At 47.1% G+C, this 16,973-nt stretch carries 14 protein-coding genes and 1 pseudogene; 6 read left to right on the top strand and 9 right to left on the bottom strand.

All coding sequences use genetic code 11. The features are described 5' to 3' along the window. From AZ66_RS17630 to AZ66_RS17620, 3 genes are all read right to left on the bottom strand, one after another. On the bottom strand, window positions 1-574 hold a 574-nt coding region (locus AZ66_RS17630), incomplete at its 3' end, for a carbohydrate ABC transporter permease (protein ID WP_044356030.1). Further along, a complete protein-coding gene (locus tag AZ66_RS17625) occupies window positions 571-1,449 on the bottom strand; it encodes a carbohydrate ABC transporter permease (protein WP_044356031.1) in 879 nt (292 codons plus the stop codon). The genes AZ66_RS17625 and AZ66_RS17630, both read right to left, overlap by 4 nt. A 141-nt stretch (window positions 1,450-1,590) precedes the next feature. Then, complete coding sequence (locus AZ66_RS17620) at window positions 1,591-2,910, bottom strand: ABC transporter substrate-binding protein (RefSeq protein ID WP_044356029.1); 1,320 nt, start codon at window positions 2,908-2,910, stop codon at window positions 1,591-1,593. Between the two features lie 187 nt (window positions 2,911-3,097). On the opposite strand from AZ66_RS17620, the gene AZ66_RS17615 reads away from it, so the two are divergent. The 3 genes from AZ66_RS17615 (at window position 3,098) to AZ66_RS17605 (ending at window position 8,008) form a co-directional block, all read left to right on the top strand. Continuing rightward, entirely contained in the window at window positions 3,098-4,837 is a 1,740-nt protein-coding gene (locus AZ66_RS17615; RefSeq protein ID WP_044356028.1) for a cache domain-containing sensor histidine kinase, read from the top strand. Beyond that, a complete protein-coding gene (locus tag AZ66_RS17610) occupies window positions 4,834-6,330 on the top strand; it encodes a response regulator (protein ID WP_044356027.1) in 1,497 nt (498 codons plus the stop codon). The genes AZ66_RS17615 and AZ66_RS17610 overlap by 4 nt, the downstream gene beginning before the upstream one ends. A 214-nt stretch (window positions 6,331-6,544) precedes the next feature. Beyond that, entirely contained in the window at window positions 6,545-8,008 is a 1,464-nt protein-coding gene (locus tag AZ66_RS17605) for a stalk domain-containing protein (protein WP_044356026.1), read from the top strand. 151 nt (window positions 8,009-8,159) lie between these two features. Here AZ66_RS17605 and AZ66_RS17600 read toward each other — a convergent pair whose 3' ends face one another. Beyond that, complete coding sequence (locus tag AZ66_RS17600) at window positions 8,160-9,215, bottom strand: LLM class flavin-dependent oxidoreductase (protein ID WP_044356025.1); 1,056 nt, start codon at window positions 9,213-9,215, stop codon at window positions 8,160-8,162. Between the two features lie 360 nt (window positions 9,216-9,575). Between AZ66_RS17600 and AZ66_RS17595 the strand changes: the two genes are divergently transcribed. Both AZ66_RS17595 and AZ66_RS17590 read left to right on the top strand, forming a co-directional pair. After that, window positions 9,576-10,829, top strand: a complete 1,254-nt coding sequence (locus AZ66_RS17595) for a M48 family metallopeptidase (RefSeq protein ID WP_044356024.1) — start codon at window positions 9,576-9,578, stop codon at window positions 10,827-10,829. Window positions 10,830-10,941: 112 nt separating this feature from the next. After that, window positions 10,942-11,769: a hypothetical protein gene (locus tag AZ66_RS17590; protein WP_156160002.1), complete on the top strand. Its 828-nt coding sequence runs from the start codon at window positions 10,942-10,944 to the stop codon at window positions 11,767-11,769. 149 nt (window positions 11,770-11,918) lie between these two features. Here AZ66_RS17590 and AZ66_RS30750 read toward each other — a convergent pair whose 3' ends face one another. From AZ66_RS30750 to pdxR, 3 genes are all read right to left on the bottom strand, one after another. Further along, window positions 11,919-12,056, bottom strand: a complete 138-nt coding sequence (locus AZ66_RS30750; RefSeq protein ID WP_231586925.1) for an aspartyl-phosphate phosphatase Spo0E family protein — start codon at window positions 12,054-12,056, stop codon at window positions 11,919-11,921. Window positions 12,057-12,378: 322 nt separating this feature from the next. Continuing rightward, complete coding sequence (locus tag AZ66_RS17585) at window positions 12,379-12,732, bottom strand: hypothetical protein (protein WP_044356021.1); 354 nt, start codon at window positions 12,730-12,732, stop codon at window positions 12,379-12,381. Between the two features lie 165 nt (window positions 12,733-12,897). Then, window positions 12,898-14,382 carry a MocR-like pyridoxine biosynthesis transcription factor PdxR gene (gene pdxR, locus AZ66_RS17580; protein WP_044356019.1) on the bottom strand — a complete coding sequence of 495 codons (1,485 nt, stop codon included), beginning with the start codon at window positions 14,380-14,382 and terminating at the stop codon, window positions 12,898-12,900. 131 nt (window positions 14,383-14,513) lie between these two features. Here pdxR and AZ66_RS17575 point away from each other — a divergent pair, with 131 nt between their 5' ends. Next, the gene (locus AZ66_RS17575; RefSeq protein WP_044356017.1) at window positions 14,514-15,143 is read left to right on the top strand and encodes a pyridoxamine 5'-phosphate oxidase family protein; all 630 of its coding nucleotides are present in this window, start codon (window positions 14,514-14,516) and stop codon (window positions 15,141-15,143) included. A 343-nt stretch (window positions 15,144-15,486) separates the two neighbouring features. On the opposite strand, the gene AZ66_RS17565 is transcribed toward AZ66_RS17575, so the two are convergent. Together AZ66_RS17565 and AZ66_RS30745 are read right to left on the bottom strand one after the other, a co-directional pair. After that, window positions 15,487-16,599 carry an NADH:flavin oxidoreductase gene (locus tag AZ66_RS17565; RefSeq protein ID WP_044356014.1) on the bottom strand — a complete coding sequence of 371 codons (1,113 nt, stop codon included), beginning with the start codon at window positions 16,597-16,599 and terminating at the stop codon, window positions 15,487-15,489. A 249-nt stretch (window positions 16,600-16,848) separates the two neighbouring features. Continuing rightward, window positions 16,849-16,973, bottom strand: a pseudogene (locus AZ66_RS30745) (acetyl-CoA C-acetyltransferase); the annotation flags it as partial.

Here is a 16,973-nt window from a genome sequence, read left to right as displayed (position 1 = left end):
TGACCACAGTAGCCGTGATTGGCTTCAGCAAAGGGAAAATAATTCGCAGAAAAATTCCGTACCGGCTGCAGCCGTCGATCAGCCCCGCCTCATCCATCTCTCTCGGAACCGTACTAATGAACCCGGTGAACAAAAATATCGTCATCGGCAGCGCAAAAGTGACTTGTGTCAGAATAATCGCCCAGTATGTATTGATTCCACCGACGTCTACGATGAATTTGTATAGAGGAACGAGAATCGTCAATGCGGGCACGATTAAGCAAGAGATACACAGCGTGTACACGAATCGATTCCACTTGGTCTGATGGCGAGCCAGCGGATAAGAGGCACACGCGCCGATGAATACGACGAGAATGACCGCAGTAACCGTGATCATCCCATTATTCAGGACAGCTCTTCCTAGCTGAGCATCCTGCCATGCATGAATGAAATTATCCACTTGAAACTGCTGCGATGGCATCCATTTGCTGCTCGTATCTTCTATTGGTTTGAAGGACAGATTGACTAAAATGTAAAAAGGGATGCTGTGAATCAGCACGATGAGTACTAGCGCTATATACTTGGCAATCTTCACACATCCACTTCCTTCCGACGAAGCAGTACAAGTGATGAAATGCTGATGACTGCGATAATAAGGAACATCAGATTTCCGAGCGCTGCCGCGTATCCCGCATCCTGACGGGCGAAATACAGATTGTACATCATCGTGGACAAAGACTGCGTCGCATAGCCTGGTCCGCCGTTCGTCATCGCTACTATGACGTCAAACAGCTTCAAGCCCCCAATGAGATTAAGCACAATATTGATCGTAATTGCCGGCATGAGCAGCGGAAGCGTAATCCGAATGAATCGGCTCCACCATCCAGCGCCATCGATACTGGCCGCTTCGTGATACTCTTTCGAGACAGACTGTAAGCCTGCCAAAAAAATAATCATCGCAATGCCCATATACTGATAAGTGTTAACTAGGACAATCATCCATACCGCGCGTGAGCCGTTCGACAGCCAATCCACGGCCTCTCCGCCAAATAAACGGATCGCATCATTCAGCGCCCCGCCGTCGTACTGAAAGAAGAAGTAGCAGATGTAGCCCATAATTAAGGGACTGATAATAACGGGAAGGTACACGATCATACGGATGATGCCCTTCCCTCTTAACTTCTGATCCAGAAACAAGGCGTAAGCAAGCCCCATCACATTTTGAAATAACGTACTTCCGAAGCCGTAAATAAACGTGTTCTGAATCGTCTGGACAATCTTCTTGTCCGACAGCATTAGCTTATATTTTTCGAAGCCGACCCAAGCGTATTGCTGTGAATAGCCGTCCCAATTGGTGAAAGAGATTTTAATCCCCTGAATTAGAGGATAGAATATGAACACGGCAAACAGCACTAGCGCCGGGACGTACATCAGATTGAGTATTCCAGCAGAATGAACCCAGCTGACCATGAAGCCCGAACGCAGCTTCACTCGTCCTTCATGCGTGGCTTCCATCTTCGACGGACTTCTAGCCATATGCATCCTCCTAGATGTGAGAGATAGACCCACAGCAAGACAAATACAGCCGCGGGTCGATGAATTGCCTATTTGTTATTTAGCAGCACGTAATCTTTCATATTCCTTTTTCATATTTTCCGAGAATTCACGAGGTGTTATGCCGCCAGCCAGCAGATCCTGGCCGTTCTTGCACATCACGTCCCACATCCCGTTCGGCAAATATACCCTGTCAAAGTACGGGAACACGCGCAAATCTTTAAACTTCTCAAAGTCAGCAGTCAAGCTGCCCGCGTTGGTGGCTACACCATCAAGCCCAGGAGGGAGCGCATTTGCAGCGGCGACCAAGGCTACATTCTCCGGCTTGGCATAATAGGCCACGAATTTACGAGCCGCATCGCTGTTCGGGGAATCCTTCCACACGCCCCAAGTCGTCTTCTCTCCACCTACAAGCGTTGGCGCATCGCCAGCTGCTACCGAATGAATCGGCATCAAGCCTGCTTGCAGATCAGCATTTATTTTCTTTGCTTCTTCGATGAGGAACGGCCCATATATCCCGAATGCAGCTTTTCCTTCTGCGAAGGCTTTAGCGGAATCGCTATATTTCGCAGTCAGCACATCCTTGTTCAAGTACCCTTTCTCTTGCAAAGATAAGAACATCTGCGGCAGTGCGTCGAATCGGTTCCAATCGAAGGTTCCGTCGAGCAGTTGTGCTGCATCATTCTTCTCAGGGCTTATAAAGACGGACGTTGCATAGAAATCAAAAAATTGTCCGATCGGCCATGAATCCGCGCCTCCGATATGAATCGGCACGACTTCTCCATTGCTCTTCGTCTTGATTTCTTCCGCGGCCTTCATCAATTCATCCCATGTCATCGGGACCTGTATGCCATACTTCTCCAACACTGCTGCATTGTATACTGGCCCGCCTTTATCTTGATCCATAGGGAGCACGAACACTTTCCCCTGATCGTCGGTTACAGCAGGTTTGATGGAGGCGTTAAGCTTGCTTGCCCATTCTTCGCCCTTCAGGTCAGCTAAATACGCGCCGTAACGAGCCTTGGCCCATCCGTGAGTCGCGAATACATCAGGCAGCTCATTGGATGCCATTTTCATTTTCATAATGTTCTCATACTCTGCACCCGGAGCACTGAAATCCACTTTAATGTCTGGATTGTCTTTCATAAATTGATTGGCGATCTCCTGGAGCACCTTCGCTGGCTCGCCAACCACGTTCGTCATAACCGTAAGATTGACCCCGGTTCCTCCCTTGCTTCCTGCACTCTGACCGGGGTCGCTGCTAGATGCCTTCCCTCCAGCTGCATCCCCGCCCGTACTTCCTGTTCCGCATGCCGCAAGCAAATATGCTGCGATAACAAGCAGTGTGAGCATCTTGAACCAATTGTTCCGTTTCATCTGTATCCCCCTTATCGACGATATGGTCGTTGATTCCGTCTTCTGTTTAGAAGATACCATTAATGATTGCGCTTTCATATGCTGCAAACCTACACTTGCTCCGCTCATTTCTACACTGTCTATTTTCGTATTGACGAACCTGCAAAGTGTACCTATCCTTTAATTTAAGTGAAGGAGGCTGGCGATTATGGCTGCATTCAAGTCACTACGATCCAAGCTGACGCTCGTATATGGCCTGACCATTGTCACTCCATTTGTCATATTGGCATTTGTTCTTCCTATCTACGCCCAACACGTGCTCATCAGAGACACAGAGAAGCTGACGGCAGGAACTCTGCGCGCCATGGCCAGCAATATCGAAACCTATTTGGATGATTTGGAACGGCTGACGGCTTCCCCCTATCTGAATGACAATGTCATACAGGCGCTTAAGATTATTGCCGACAATGTATATGATCATGCAAGCGCATACACGAAGCTTCAGACGGATCGCGCCTTAACAGGCACATTGCCAAATTATTTAATCAATACCCGCAAAGATATTCTCAGCACGCTCATCATTACGATGAACGGGAAATCCTACCTCACAACCAAGAACAGCAGCATAGACCTCGTTCCCGACTTTCCGTTCCAGTACGAATTATGGTATCAAAAAGCAGTGAAAAGAGATGGGAAGGCTGCATTCATCAGTTCGCATTCGCAGACCTACTTAACGAACCCGTCCAACATTCAGGTATTCTCCGTATCCCGATTAATTAAAAATCCAGAATCCGGTCAGCCGCTCGCGGTCATATCTGCCGATGCAGATACGAATGTACTCGATCAGATCACGAAGGACATTCCATTTAACGTTAGTTCTGTCGTCGCAATTACGGATGACATGGGAAATGTAATCTTTTCAGGCAAGCCGCTGACCGAAGAAATGCTTAAACAACTTCAGACCCGAGGGAATGAAGACGTACAGGACACCGGATTCGTGACCGTAACCCAGACTATCAAGCCAGCAAATTGGGAAATCACCGTATTCTTATCCAATGACGAGCTTACGCAAAAGGTGCATTGGATTTACATTACGGCAGCATTCATTTCGATTGGCGGCCTCATTGTCACTTTTTTCGTATTCCGCTACTCATCGCAATGGATCGTCAACCCAATCACGCAGATGATAGAAGTGATGACGAAAGTGCGTAATGGCAATTTGCAGGCGCGTTATGAAGGGGCAGGATCAGACGAGCTGTCTTACCTTGGGCATTCGTTAAATAAAATGGTCATCCAGCTCGATGAGCTCATTAATCGCGAATACAAAGCGGTTCTGGCACAGCAGCATGCAGAATATCGAGCCTTGCAATCGCAAATTCAGCCCCATTTTCTATATAACGTACTGTCCGGATTCATCGGATTGAACCGCATCGGCGATAGGAAGAGTCTGGAAACGGCCATTCTTTCACTGAGCGGCATGCTCCGCTACATTCTAGAGGAAAATCAATGGACAACGGTCGAACACGAATTCAAGTTTCTAACCAAATATGCGCTGCTGCAGCAGCTTCGCTTCCAAGACAGGCTGACGATTAATATTCACGATGACGAAGAAGCTGCTGAGTGCCGGATTCCAAAACTGCTCATCCAGCCTCTATTGGAGAACGCCGTCATCCATGGAATTGAACCCGATGATCAAGATCACACCATTCACGTGTCCGCTTCCATCAAGCACCAAGACAACGTTCCGCTTATCTGTATCGAGGTACGTGACGATGGTGTTGGATTCGATGCGAATGCGATGCAATCTCAAGCACATGTTGGTCTTGCCAACGTAAATTCGCGATTGAAGCTCGTCTATCCGAATGCACAACTGAGCATTGTAAGCGAGCCTCATATCGGCACTTGCGTAACGATTCAGATTTCGAAGGAGGACAGCTTATTATCATGAGGATCTTAGTGGCAGACGACGAGGCCTTGGTAAGAGCCAGTTTGCGCAGCATGCTGGATGAACTGAACATGCCTGTCCACGTCATCGGAGAAGCCCGTAACGGAGAAGAAGCCCTTCGGTATGTGGCAGAGCGGCAGCCAGATCTTGTGTTCATCGATATTCGGATGCCGAAGTTGAATGGTCTGGAGGTCATCGCGCAGAGTCGGGCTAACTCCCCTTATACGAAGTGGATTATCATAAGCGGCCATTCAGAATTCCAATATGCGAAGGAGGCGCTGCGTCTTGGAGCATGCAATTATTTATTGAAGCCATTCAGTCTCGATGAGCTTCAGAATAGCCTAATTCATGTACAGGAAATCCATGATGCACAAATCTTGGATCTCAATCGCCAGCTTGAACATGCCTTTCTTTCTTGTATGCAAGGCAGCAGCGCTAATCAAGCAAACCTATGTCAGCTTGGGGCACGGCGATACAAAGTCAACGTGTTCTATTTCGACGGCTGTCTCTCAGAGCAAGAGACGCTTTTGCGGCAGCAGCAGTTCCATGAGCAATTGCAATTGCTGATCCGTAATCAATCTCTTACCACCAGTCTCCATACGGTTGCATTGCCCCTCGGTAATCCTGCAATCGTATGGTCATGGCCAGTTGCACACCAGCAACATGCCGCGGAGCTTCAAAAGGAGATGGAGAATGCTGTCCAGCAAATGTGTAAAGGTGAGTTTTCTTCCTCTCCTACCATTACTACCATTCAGATCGAAGAGTGTGCTAATCTTCTAGAAGCAGCGCAGAAGGTGGAAGAGATTCAGCGAATCGCTCCCCTTCGCATGCTGTTCCCGATGGAGCACACTTTGGCACTTCACGACCTACTCGAATTGGATCAGCAGCATGAATGGCTCTCAATAAGTCACCTCGGGGAAAAGGTATGCCGATTATTCCATCAGCAGGACTATCACGGTTATTCCAAATCCATCGTGTGCATGGAAAAAGAACTTCGCAGAATGCGCGGAACACACTTGGCAGATGGAACCCTTGTTCATCGGATTCAAGAATCCATATCCTATTCGATTGGAATATCGATAGACAAGATAGAAGATCAAGAATACTGGTTTGAGCAATTGAAAAGTCACGGGGATCAAATGATACCCCAGCCTCCACGTCATAACAGCATGAACCAAGATATCGTGCAGCAAGTCGTTGCTTTTGTTGACGAGCACTATATGCATAACATTGGCATGAAACAAATCGCGGATATGTTCCATGTGACGCCGAATTATTTAAGCAGCTTATTCCATAAGAAGCATGGCACACCATTTCTGAAATATGTAACGGAAACAAGAATGCTGAAAGCGAAGGAGCTGCTGCTCAAGGAGCCTCATCTTAAAGTGCAGGAGGTAGCCGAAGCCGTCGGTTACTTCAGCACACGCCATTTTACAAAACTGTTCCGTGAATATTTTGGGTGTTACCCATCAGACCTTAGAGAACAGGGAAAATGAAGAAGATGGGATATAAGGTGATGAAAACGTCTGCCGGAGGAGTTTCATGTTAACAACTTAATCCTTTGCCAACCTTTGGAACATAGCCTATAGTTAAAATAGAAGAGTTTCATGTTAACAACTTAATAACTTGGCAACTTTATATGAAATTGGATCGTCAATATATCGATCCACTATGTTACTCAATCCCTCTTATTTAGAAAGGAGCAAACGAATGCAACCATCCATTACACGCGACTCACTAACTCACACGACCTCATCACGACACATACATACCTTTCGATTGCTGTCTGTCGTTCTCACATTTATGATCCTCTTCACTGCATCGTTATCATCGACTGCTAGTGCTGCCTCAGCAGCCAATTCCACAAAAGAATCGCTGCCAAAATTCATACAAGTCGAGGGAGGATATTATTATTCCATCGCGCTGCGCAGTGACGGCTCTGTATGGGCTTGGGGACGCAATCTCAATGGGGAAATGGGCATCCAAGAAACAGTGACCATTTACGACTCCTATCCGATTCGACTATTTGAGCTGACAGACATCCGTCATATCTCAACGAGCGGAGAAGGTTATCACTTGGCCACGAAAGCCGATGGAACCGTATGGACATGGGGTGCCTCAGGAGACTCTAAAGACGGCCGCCAGCATTCCATTCTGCCACATCAGATTCAAGGAATAAAGCATGCCGTTTCCACAACCGCAACATCCAATAGGGGTGCAGCAGTTCTCGATGACGGGACGGTGTGGTACTGGCCGCGTGCAAAAGGAACAGAGACAGCTCCTGTGAAGCCCGTGCAAGTGAAAGGCCTATCCGAAGTCATCCAAATTGAATCCTCCACAAATAAAATAGTTGCAGTAAAAAAAGATGGTACGGTGTGGAGTTGGTCAGACGCAGCAAAACCAACAAAAATCCAAGGACTTTCTGATATTCGCATGATCTCTTCCGGTCATTCCCTGCTTGCTCTGAACAAGAAGGGAAAGGTCTGGAGAGTAAAGGAACAAGGAAAGCCTGTCGCCGTTCAGCCCAAGCTGACAATAAAATCCATTCGCACTTATGACGATTACGAACTATTATTAACGACTTCCGGTGAAGTGTACAGCTATGGAGGACGAACACCGACTGGAAAGCAGGGGAAAGTAAACGGTTTGCCTAAAGTTACGGCGATAGCCGCAGGGGCATTCCACAGTCAAGCTATAGCGGAAGATGGGAACGTATGGGGCTGGGGTGGAAATATGTTTTCTTCGATCGGGACAACGAAGAACTTTAAAGACAATATGGTCTATAGCCCTGTTCCTGTAGAACGTGCGGCCGACATTTACGTCAATGGCAAGCTCATCAACTCCAGGTATCCTTCTTTCATTCAAACCAATACCGTGCTTCTCCCCGCAGCGACAGTCGCGGTGGCACTCGGTACGAAGCTGCAGTTCAACGCTGAATACGGTGTTGCAATGCCCTACTCTATAACGTATAAGAGCCGAACGTTGTCCTTCGGATATGAACAAGATCGCATTGTTTATGACGGTGGGTTCATTGATCGTGAGAAACCTTTAGTCGGTGTAGCTGGTACTACCTCCATACCTTATCAGTTGTTAGAAAAAGGACTTGGTCTTCATGTGACCTGGAATCCCAAACTGCTGCAAATTCATATCGACGAAAAAACATCGGACAAATGATTGCCAAAACTGAGGATATCGATGGCTGATTCAATGAACAAGCATGCATTTCCATAAACCTACATATGTATTGGCTGGGTTACGGGAAACTACGGTAAGAAACGATAAAAAAGACGCTGCCTCATTCGGGCAGCGTCTTCTCGCATCCAGCTCAACCTTGATTTTGTTCCCAGAGAGCCACTTCTTCTCTGACACGCGGCGCTACTTCCGTTCCGAACAGCCGTATCGCTTCCATAACCTCTTCGTGAGGCATGGTGCCATGCGGCATATGCAGCATGAATCGCGTAACCCCTACGTGCTTGCGGAGCTCGATAATTTTTTGGGCTACCGTCTCGGGATCGCCAACATAGAGAGCACCCTCAGGGCTGCAAGCTGCGTCGTAATTCGCTCTCGTGTACGGAGGCGCTCCTTTTTCCTTCGCTCTCACATTCGTTCTTGCAAATGTAGGCGGGAAGAACGTCTCGATCGCTTGCTTCTGCTCCTTCGCGACAAATCCATGAGAATGCGAAGCAATCGTCAGACGGCTCACATCGTGGCCCGCTTCAGCAGCCGCTTTCTTGTATAGTTCAGCCTGAGATGCATAATCAAGCGGCTTCACTGGTCCGATGATCGCCAAAACGAATGGAAGTCCCATCTTCCCTGCTCTGACCGCGGATTCTGGACTTCCTGCACTTCCAATCCACACTGGCAATTGCTCCTGCACAGGACGCGGATAGATGCCTAAATCATGAATCGCGGAGCGATGCTTCCCGCTCCAGTTTACCTTCTCCGACTTCTGAATCTGCAGCAGCAAATCCAGCTTCTCATCGAACAGCTCCTCATAATCGTTCAGATCACAACCGAACAAAGGGAATGATTCCAGAAACGAACCGCGACCAACCATAATTTCTGCACGACCATTAGAGAGGCCATCCAAGGTTGCAAAGTCTTGAAATACACGCACAGGATCGGTAGACGACAGGATCGTCACCGCGCTAGTCAGCCGAATTCTTGTCGTTTGAGTTGCTGCAGCAGCTAATACAACTGCAGGAGAGGATGCCGCAAAGTCCGGACGATGATGCTCCCCTATCCCATATACATCCAGCCCTACCTGATCTGCGAGGATCATCTCCTCGACCACTTGCCGCAGCCGCTCTGCGTGGCTAATCGTGATTCCGGTATTCACATCAGGCGTAGTCTCAACAAACGTGCTTATACCTAGTTCCACTATCCATTTCCTCTTTTCCATTGATGTTCGTGTCGATGTTCATGTTCATATTTACGCACATAGTAGACGGTATATTAATTTATCACTTATTTTCATGATTTCATAGGTTGGAAATGGTATTTCCATTTATTCTCTGTATATAAAAAGAAATCAAGCTCCATCGTACATGGAACCCTTAATGGCAGCAGCATTATATTCATGAAGAAACGCAGCATCGTTGAGTTTTATGATGACAGAACTATAATGCTGATCAGACGTCAGATTGCCCCTCCCTAATTTCCCATACGATTCACGTTTTGGTGTCATTTACCGATACATGATAAGGAAGCTTTTATGAAACCTTCATGATGGAGTGGGAAAATGACCAATCATACAACGGAATATTGCCCGGAATGCGGGCACAAAATGGAATCCCTGCCGGGGTATGTTACCTGGTGCGAAGAATGCAATTGGAACATCGATCCGGACTGGCGCCCCATCTCTTCACAGGGCCTTGTGGAACGGCTCAATTACCGCATGGGAGTCAAAAAATCACAGCTATTGCTTGAGGAGAATCTGCATACCGATCGGATTACGTATCCCTTAACCTGGCGTAAAGCGCTCGCTTATTTGTTAGCCGGAAGTATCCTTGCAGGTACCTTCAGCCTACCGATTATTGCGGTGTATTGGTTTTTTTATAGCAATTCGTTATTGCTTACCATGCTTGCCATTGTCCCGTTTCTACTATTCATCGGCTTGATGCTGCCCTCCAGGTGGAGACTGTCTGGTCAGCCTTTGCGGCGGGAAGAATATCCCGGATTGTATCGTCTCGCCGATGACATTGCCGCAGCCGTTCAAGCACCTCCGATCGACGAGATTCGGATGACGAATTCATACAATGCGTACTTTACCAAGTTCGGCCGGCGCCGAACCAAGATCATCGGGATTGGAGTACCTTTATTTTCGGCATTGAGTCTATCGGAGAAGATCGCAATCCTCGCCCACGAGACCGCGCATCATGCGCATAAGGATGTGACCCGTTCCTGGTTTATCGTGTCAGCGAGGCGTATTATGGCTTCGTGGTACGATTTCGTTTATCCATATTGCGAAGAGGGCGAAGTGCTCAGCCCTATCTCCACACCGTTTCGATATGCCCAGCAGCTGCTGGCCAATCTGATATTCATCCTGTATTACGGCCTCGGTATTACGGTCTGGGATGAGAGCCAGCGCGCCGAGTATTTGGCCGACCGAGTCGCGGGCGAGATTGCAGGAACAGATGCCGCATGCTTGGCCTTAAGCAAATCTCACTTCGCTCCCGTATTCTGGCTGACAGCTGAGCGAGTCGCCCGCTATCGCTTTACTTCGGATTTGTTCGGGGAATTCCGCCAGAAGATAGAGCATGTCCCCGCAAGCGAGCATAAGCGAATCCAACGGATTCGCGATTCCATCGCTGTGCAATTGGATTCCACTCATCCGCCGACACCGTACAGATTACAGAGTCTGCAGCATCATCAGGTACTGACGCCGCGATATGTGCCTGACAGCAACCTGAAAAATCAGCTGGAAGAAGAGTTCGCGCGCCTGGAGAAAATAAGCCAGCGCTACTTGCTGAATGATATTCGGGCGGCATTATGATGGAGTCCGCTATGCACCCGTTATCAATGTACTTGTCCTGATATTCTCCTTCGAACTACAATCGAAAGAGCGTCCAATTCTTCACATGACTAGATTGAGAGAAGGTTCATCTATGAATGACAAAAGCAAGGAGCTATTGAAGAAAGCATACGCACATGCCGAAGAGCTATCCAAGCATCCTGTCCTCACCCGCTATTGGGATCGATGTTCACTTGTAGTGAAGGGCAGTGTCTCACGTGGCAATTGCGATCAATATTCCGATATTGATTTTGTATTTTTCTGTGACGATGACGTTCGTCAAGCGATTATTCGCGATTATCGGGAAGCAGGTCTTAGCACGAGACAAGATGGTGTATTCCTGCCGATTGGAGATTGGGAAGGTCATTATCATTTTGAGACATTTGCCATGCTGAGAGGCTATTTCGAGGAAACTAACTACCCGCAAGTATGGGAATTCCAGCAGGCAATTCCCGTTCATGATCCGGAGTTACGATTTGCAAATACGATTGCTCAGCTATCGGAGAACTTCTTATCTCAACCAATTGAGGTCATCAAACATATGTACATTAGCCTACAGCTAACGCTCGATTGGATGCGGCACCCGCTTAAGCGTGGTGATGCCATTGCGACTAACCTGCATGGCTCCAAGATTGTCAGAGAGCTCTGTCAATTAGCGTATGTTCTGGATGGGAAGAGCTATCCGCATGACAAATGGCTGTCTGCCTATTTATCCGCTACACGGTTTGGCGGCTTGCAGGAAGGACGGATTGCTTCCTATTTGCAAACTATGCCGCTTGCTGGGAATATTACTCCTCATTTGGAACTGAATGAATACCCATGTTATCAGCAAGCATGGGAGTTAATTGATGAAGCCGTTCGTTTTATCCGCGAGCATTATGGGGATTATCCATGGATTGACGAATGGTACTTATATGGGTAGTTGTACCTTATCAAGGCATACCCAGTTGTTATATTGATGTCTACAAAGTCTAAAGAGTCGACAGCTGATTGAGGATGTACGTTCTACTCCGCCATCGACTCTTTCCTCTTCTTCTGAGCAGATACAGTAGAGGTAGAAGTAGAAGCGAACTATCGTCTTTTTTGATAATCCAGCAAATACACATCTAATTCCTGACTAATCCTCACAACCTCATCATCTTTGAAATCGTTCTTTTCATTGACAATCGAAATAAGTTGCTTTTTAAGTCGTTCGATTTTCTCAAGCATTTGAAGATCATGGGGGCAGTGAAGATAACACATTATGAATCACCTCGCATAATCGGTGTGTAAATGGAGAACATCCCGAATGCTGATTGCAAATCTAGCAACCTACTTACCTTTTCCATGTTGTCCACTCTATCGATGACGCTCATATATTTCGTTTCTTCTTATACGTTGAATATATGTAAAATGTTTCCTGAAAAAATAAATAAATTTCGATTTTCATATACATTCCCTCCATGAGCATCGTTTGCTCCATACAGCAAAAAAGACATCGACAGTATCCTTGCTTTGCCGATGCCCTCTACTTCGATTTTCCCGAAATCAATTACTTTTTATCCACATGAAGCAGTACCTTCGGATGCACGCTGTACGTGTCTGAAATGCTCTCATCTGAAATGACACCCAGTTGTATCAAGCTCTTTATCTTCGCAGTATCCGGCTTGGACAGCAAGCGCCATACTTCCGGGTCAGGCAGAGCCGCATACAGCTTGGCATCATCATATTGTCTATACTGTTGCTGAACCAGCTTCACATGGAAATTGCCCACGTCTATCTCTGACTCTCCCTGCTCTTCACAGTATTGAATAATATCGCTTCGCAGCGCCGACAGCTCATCCTCAATTTCCTTTTGCTGCTGCTTCAGCTTATAATATCTCTTTATCTTCTCATTCTCGATCATTGGATCACGCTCCCTCCTTGCACTGTATGCAGGGGGAAGCCGATCTAAGACCGTGTAACCGGGAAAGCGTAAAATTCGATTCGCACACAAGGGAAGACAATCTGTTCGTCTCCTCAACACTTCGCGCTATCTATTCTGTCTGCTCAACTGACACTTCACTTGCCTTCATCCTCCCACCACCAGACTCGCCCAAATCTCCTTCATCTTCATAACCCCATAAATCATGTCGTCTTCAGACATTCGAGGGAAATAAAAGTACGCACCATACTGATTCATACCTTCACCAGTTTCTTTCTGAATGCAGGTGTCAGACCAGTAAATGCCTTCTTCCGAGCACTTTGTACGAAACATGACATATTGCTCTATGTTGCCTCGCCACCATCCGAAAATGCTTAATCCGGCATCCGCTTCGATCCAATGGAACAAGTGCGATACATGTGCCGTCAACAGATCCTGCAGCAGCTTGAACTTCTTCCCATACACCCGCTTCATTCTTCGTAGATGCCGTTCATATTGGCCATTGTGCATCCAAGAGGCCAACGTGCGCTGCTCCAGCAAGTTGCTCGGATTCGGCTCGAATACCCCCTTTGCTCTAGCGAACACGGGAACGAGCGATGTCGGCACAACCGCATAACCGATGCGAACATGTGGGAGCAGCGTGTTGCTGAAGCTTCCGATATAAATGACTCGACCTTCACTATCTAACACTTTCAACGGCTCCAGCGATTTGCCGCGATGGCGGAACACGCTGTCATAATCATCCTCCAGAATGAGCGCATTGTTCTCTGAAGCCCAAGCGAGCAGCCGCTGACGGCGCTCCATAGTCAATACAGCCCCTGTCGGAAATTGGCGATTAGGTGTCACAAGGAGCAGCTTAGCCTGCCAATCGTCCGGTATTATCCCCTGTCCGTCAATAGATGCATGAACACAGCTCGCCCCTAGTGTCTGGAAGATATGTATGGCTCCCGTATACCCCGGTTTCTCAACAACTACGCGATCACCAGGATTGATGAACAACTGTGCCGTCAAGGCGAGTGCCTGCTTCGAACCATTGAACACAATAACCTGACTCGGATCAGCAGCTATGCCACGTGCTCGTCTTATATATTGGGCAATACTGTCTCTAAGCCTATCATCGCCTAATGTGGACACCAATCGGTGCATTTGGTCACTGCTGTGCAGCAATCTGGCCTGCGCATACAAGTTGCGATTCCACTCTTTATCCGGAAACCATTGTGTACCAGGTCCGAACTCTTTGAAATTCGCTACTCTCAAGCCGGCCTTGATGCGTATTCCGCTGTTTTCATCCCGCCGCTCCTCGATCTCCTTCAGACGCATCCCCCAGTCGGACAATACGTTCAGCTCTTGACAAGGAGTATCAGCTCCTCTCTTGGTTGAGGGCTGGAACGCAACAAAGGTTCCCTTTCCCACCCCGCTTGAAATATAACCTTCAGCAGACAACATATCGTACACCTCATTGACAGTTCCCCGAGATAGCCCAAATAGGGCAGCCATTTCCCGGCTCGATGGCAGTCTAGTATCCTTTACAAATACTTGTGCGGCAATGGAATCTCGGATGGCATGATATAGTGCAAGGCGTTTGGATGGATATTGTTCAAGATAGGAATGGTAAGGAATGTGGAATTGCATAGACTTATCCTCCGTCACCAATGGTCTAGTAAAACTAATCTAAATTGGATCTTTTTCATTGTCAATTCTTGAGGTAAGCTGAATACTACACAAACAAGATCGAATGGAGTAATCGGAGGAGGCCCTTGTTAATGCGAAGAAAAGAATTCGAAGTCATGGACACAGTGGAAACCGAGCAATTTATGCAAGAAATGAGCTTTGGCATTCTCGGGACGATCAATGAGGATGGATGGCCAGAGCTTACCCCGCTTAATTTTGTATATCACAACGGCTTTATTTATTTTCACGGCAGCGTATCAGGACGCAAGATGAAGAACATCAAAGCAGATCAGCGTGTTACATTCTCTGTAGCGAAGGAGTACGCAATCATTCCCTCCTATTTTACTGAAGCGAAGCTAGCTTGCCCTGCAACAGCCTTCTTCAAATCGGTTCTGATCAAAGGCCATGCGGAAAAGGTGTCGGATCTAACAGAGAAAGCGGAAGCATTGACCGCCTTTATGCAGAAGCTTCAGCCAGAGGGGGGCTATGCTCCGATTGATCCGGAGGATCCAGATTATACGGGTCAGATCAAAAGCACCTCCGTTGTCCGCATCAACGTGCATGAGTTATCAGCCAAGTATAAATTCGGGCAAAATATGAAAGAAGAGAAATTTGAAATCGTGACGAATGGACTTTTGAACCGTAATGAAGGTCTGGACAAGGAAACCATAGCCATGATGGAAGCATTATGTCCGCATCATCGGAAGAATGACGGCGATTAGATGGCTAATTCTAATACGAAGTAAGACACTAGAAACAAAGCCCTGTTGGATTTTATGTAAAATGGAAGTCTTCGCGACACCATTTGTACAGAATAAACCAACAGGGCTATCACCAACCTCGGTAGCTGAATATCCATTTCTACATACACAAGTATAGCTGCTTGCAATATTTCTTGTTTCGTTGTTTTCGAATTTCTTCGTTCTGTTCCTTTGTACGTGGAGACAAGAGTAACCCTCTTTTCATTGACATTCATGTCATCCAAAGTTATACAAGTATTCATAATAACCATCACGTAGAGGATGTTTCCAAGAGTGGCTTCTTTAGACGTAGGAAACGAACATATTAGAATAATACCTTTGACGCTTCCTTGGTAAAAGGAAGCAGCTCATCCACTCTTCCATCACGTATTTTTGCAGCCCATGCGGGATCGACGAGCAAAGCCCGGCCTATCGCTACCAAATCAAATTCATCATGCTCAAGTCTCTCGATCAAGCCGTCAATGTTTACATTCTGAGCCCCTTTACCCTCCGCAAAGAAACTTAAAAATTCACTGTCTAATCCCACAGAGCCTACAGTTATTACAGGTTTTCCTGTAATTTTCTTCGTCCATCCAGCTAAATTAAGAGAAGAACCTTCGAATTCAGGTTCCCAAAAACGTCGAGTCGAGCAATGAAATACATCTACCCCCGCATCTACCAATAGTGATAAAAATTGAGCCAACTCATCTGGTGTATAGGCCAATTTAGCCGTAAAAGGTCTTATTTTCCATTGAGAGAAACGGAATATGATCGGGAAGTCTGGGCCAACAGCATCTCTGCAAGCTTTCACAATCTCAACTGCAAAGCGTGCTCGTTCTGCGATCCCGCCTCCATACTCATCCCTTCGTTGGTTCGTTTGTTCCCAGAAAAATTGGTCGATAAGATAGCCATGTGCCCCATGGAGCTCAATACCGTCAAAGCCAATTCTTTGTGCATCTGCAGCACCTTGAGCAAATGCATCCACTACCATGTCGATTTCGTTCTTCGTCATCGGTTCATTCACCTTCAAACCATCAGCTGTTATACCCGATGGTCCAATAGGCAAAGCCTCTGGATTCGGCGCTTGCCCAACTGCGCGCTGGGTTCCGACATGCCATAGCTGTGGAATAATTCTTCCCCCTGCCTTATGTACCGACTGAACGATCCTAGACCAGCCATCTAATGCGTCTTCCCCATAAAATCTCGGAATATTCGGGTGTGACGCTGATGCAGGATGATTAATGACTGTACCTTCCGTTATAATAAGCCCAACACCATTCTCTGCACGACGTCTATAGTACGCCTCCACATTCTCCCCTGGGATACCATCTGGAGAGAACATGCGCGTCATAGGCGCCATGACAATGCGATTGTTCAGCGTTAGTGGGCCAATCGAGAAAGGTTTAAACAAAGCCTCAACTGATGGGGTTTGCTTCATGCTTTCCCTCCTTTTTTCTATTTGAAATATACTGCTTGAAATATACTGCCTTTTATCATTATACAATATTTCACATTTAAACTTGACCACGATGGATCCATTTTGTCCATATCATCAGATACAGGATAAAGCCATATCATCTTAGACCCTTCACGACTTCATTCATGTTTAAACTTCCTTAGCTCTATCAGACGACAACACCTCCGACTCATTGGAATCGGAGGTCGGAGGTGCTTCGTATTGGATAGGTTACACTTGCTCGACGATGACAGCGACGCCGTGGCCGCCGCCGACACACAAGGTGGCGAGCCCAGTGGCTGCTTGCCTGCGCTTCATGGCATGCAACAGCGTCACGAGGATACGCGCGCCGCTGG

Source organism: Paenibacillus sp. E194, from assembly GCF_000935845.1.
Classification (GTDB): domain Bacteria; phylum Bacillota; class Bacilli; order Paenibacillales; family Paenibacillaceae; genus Paenibacillus_B; species Paenibacillus_B alvei_B.
The sequence above is the reverse complement of the archived record's forward strand: the minus strand, read 5'-3'. Positions and strand labels throughout refer to the sequence as shown.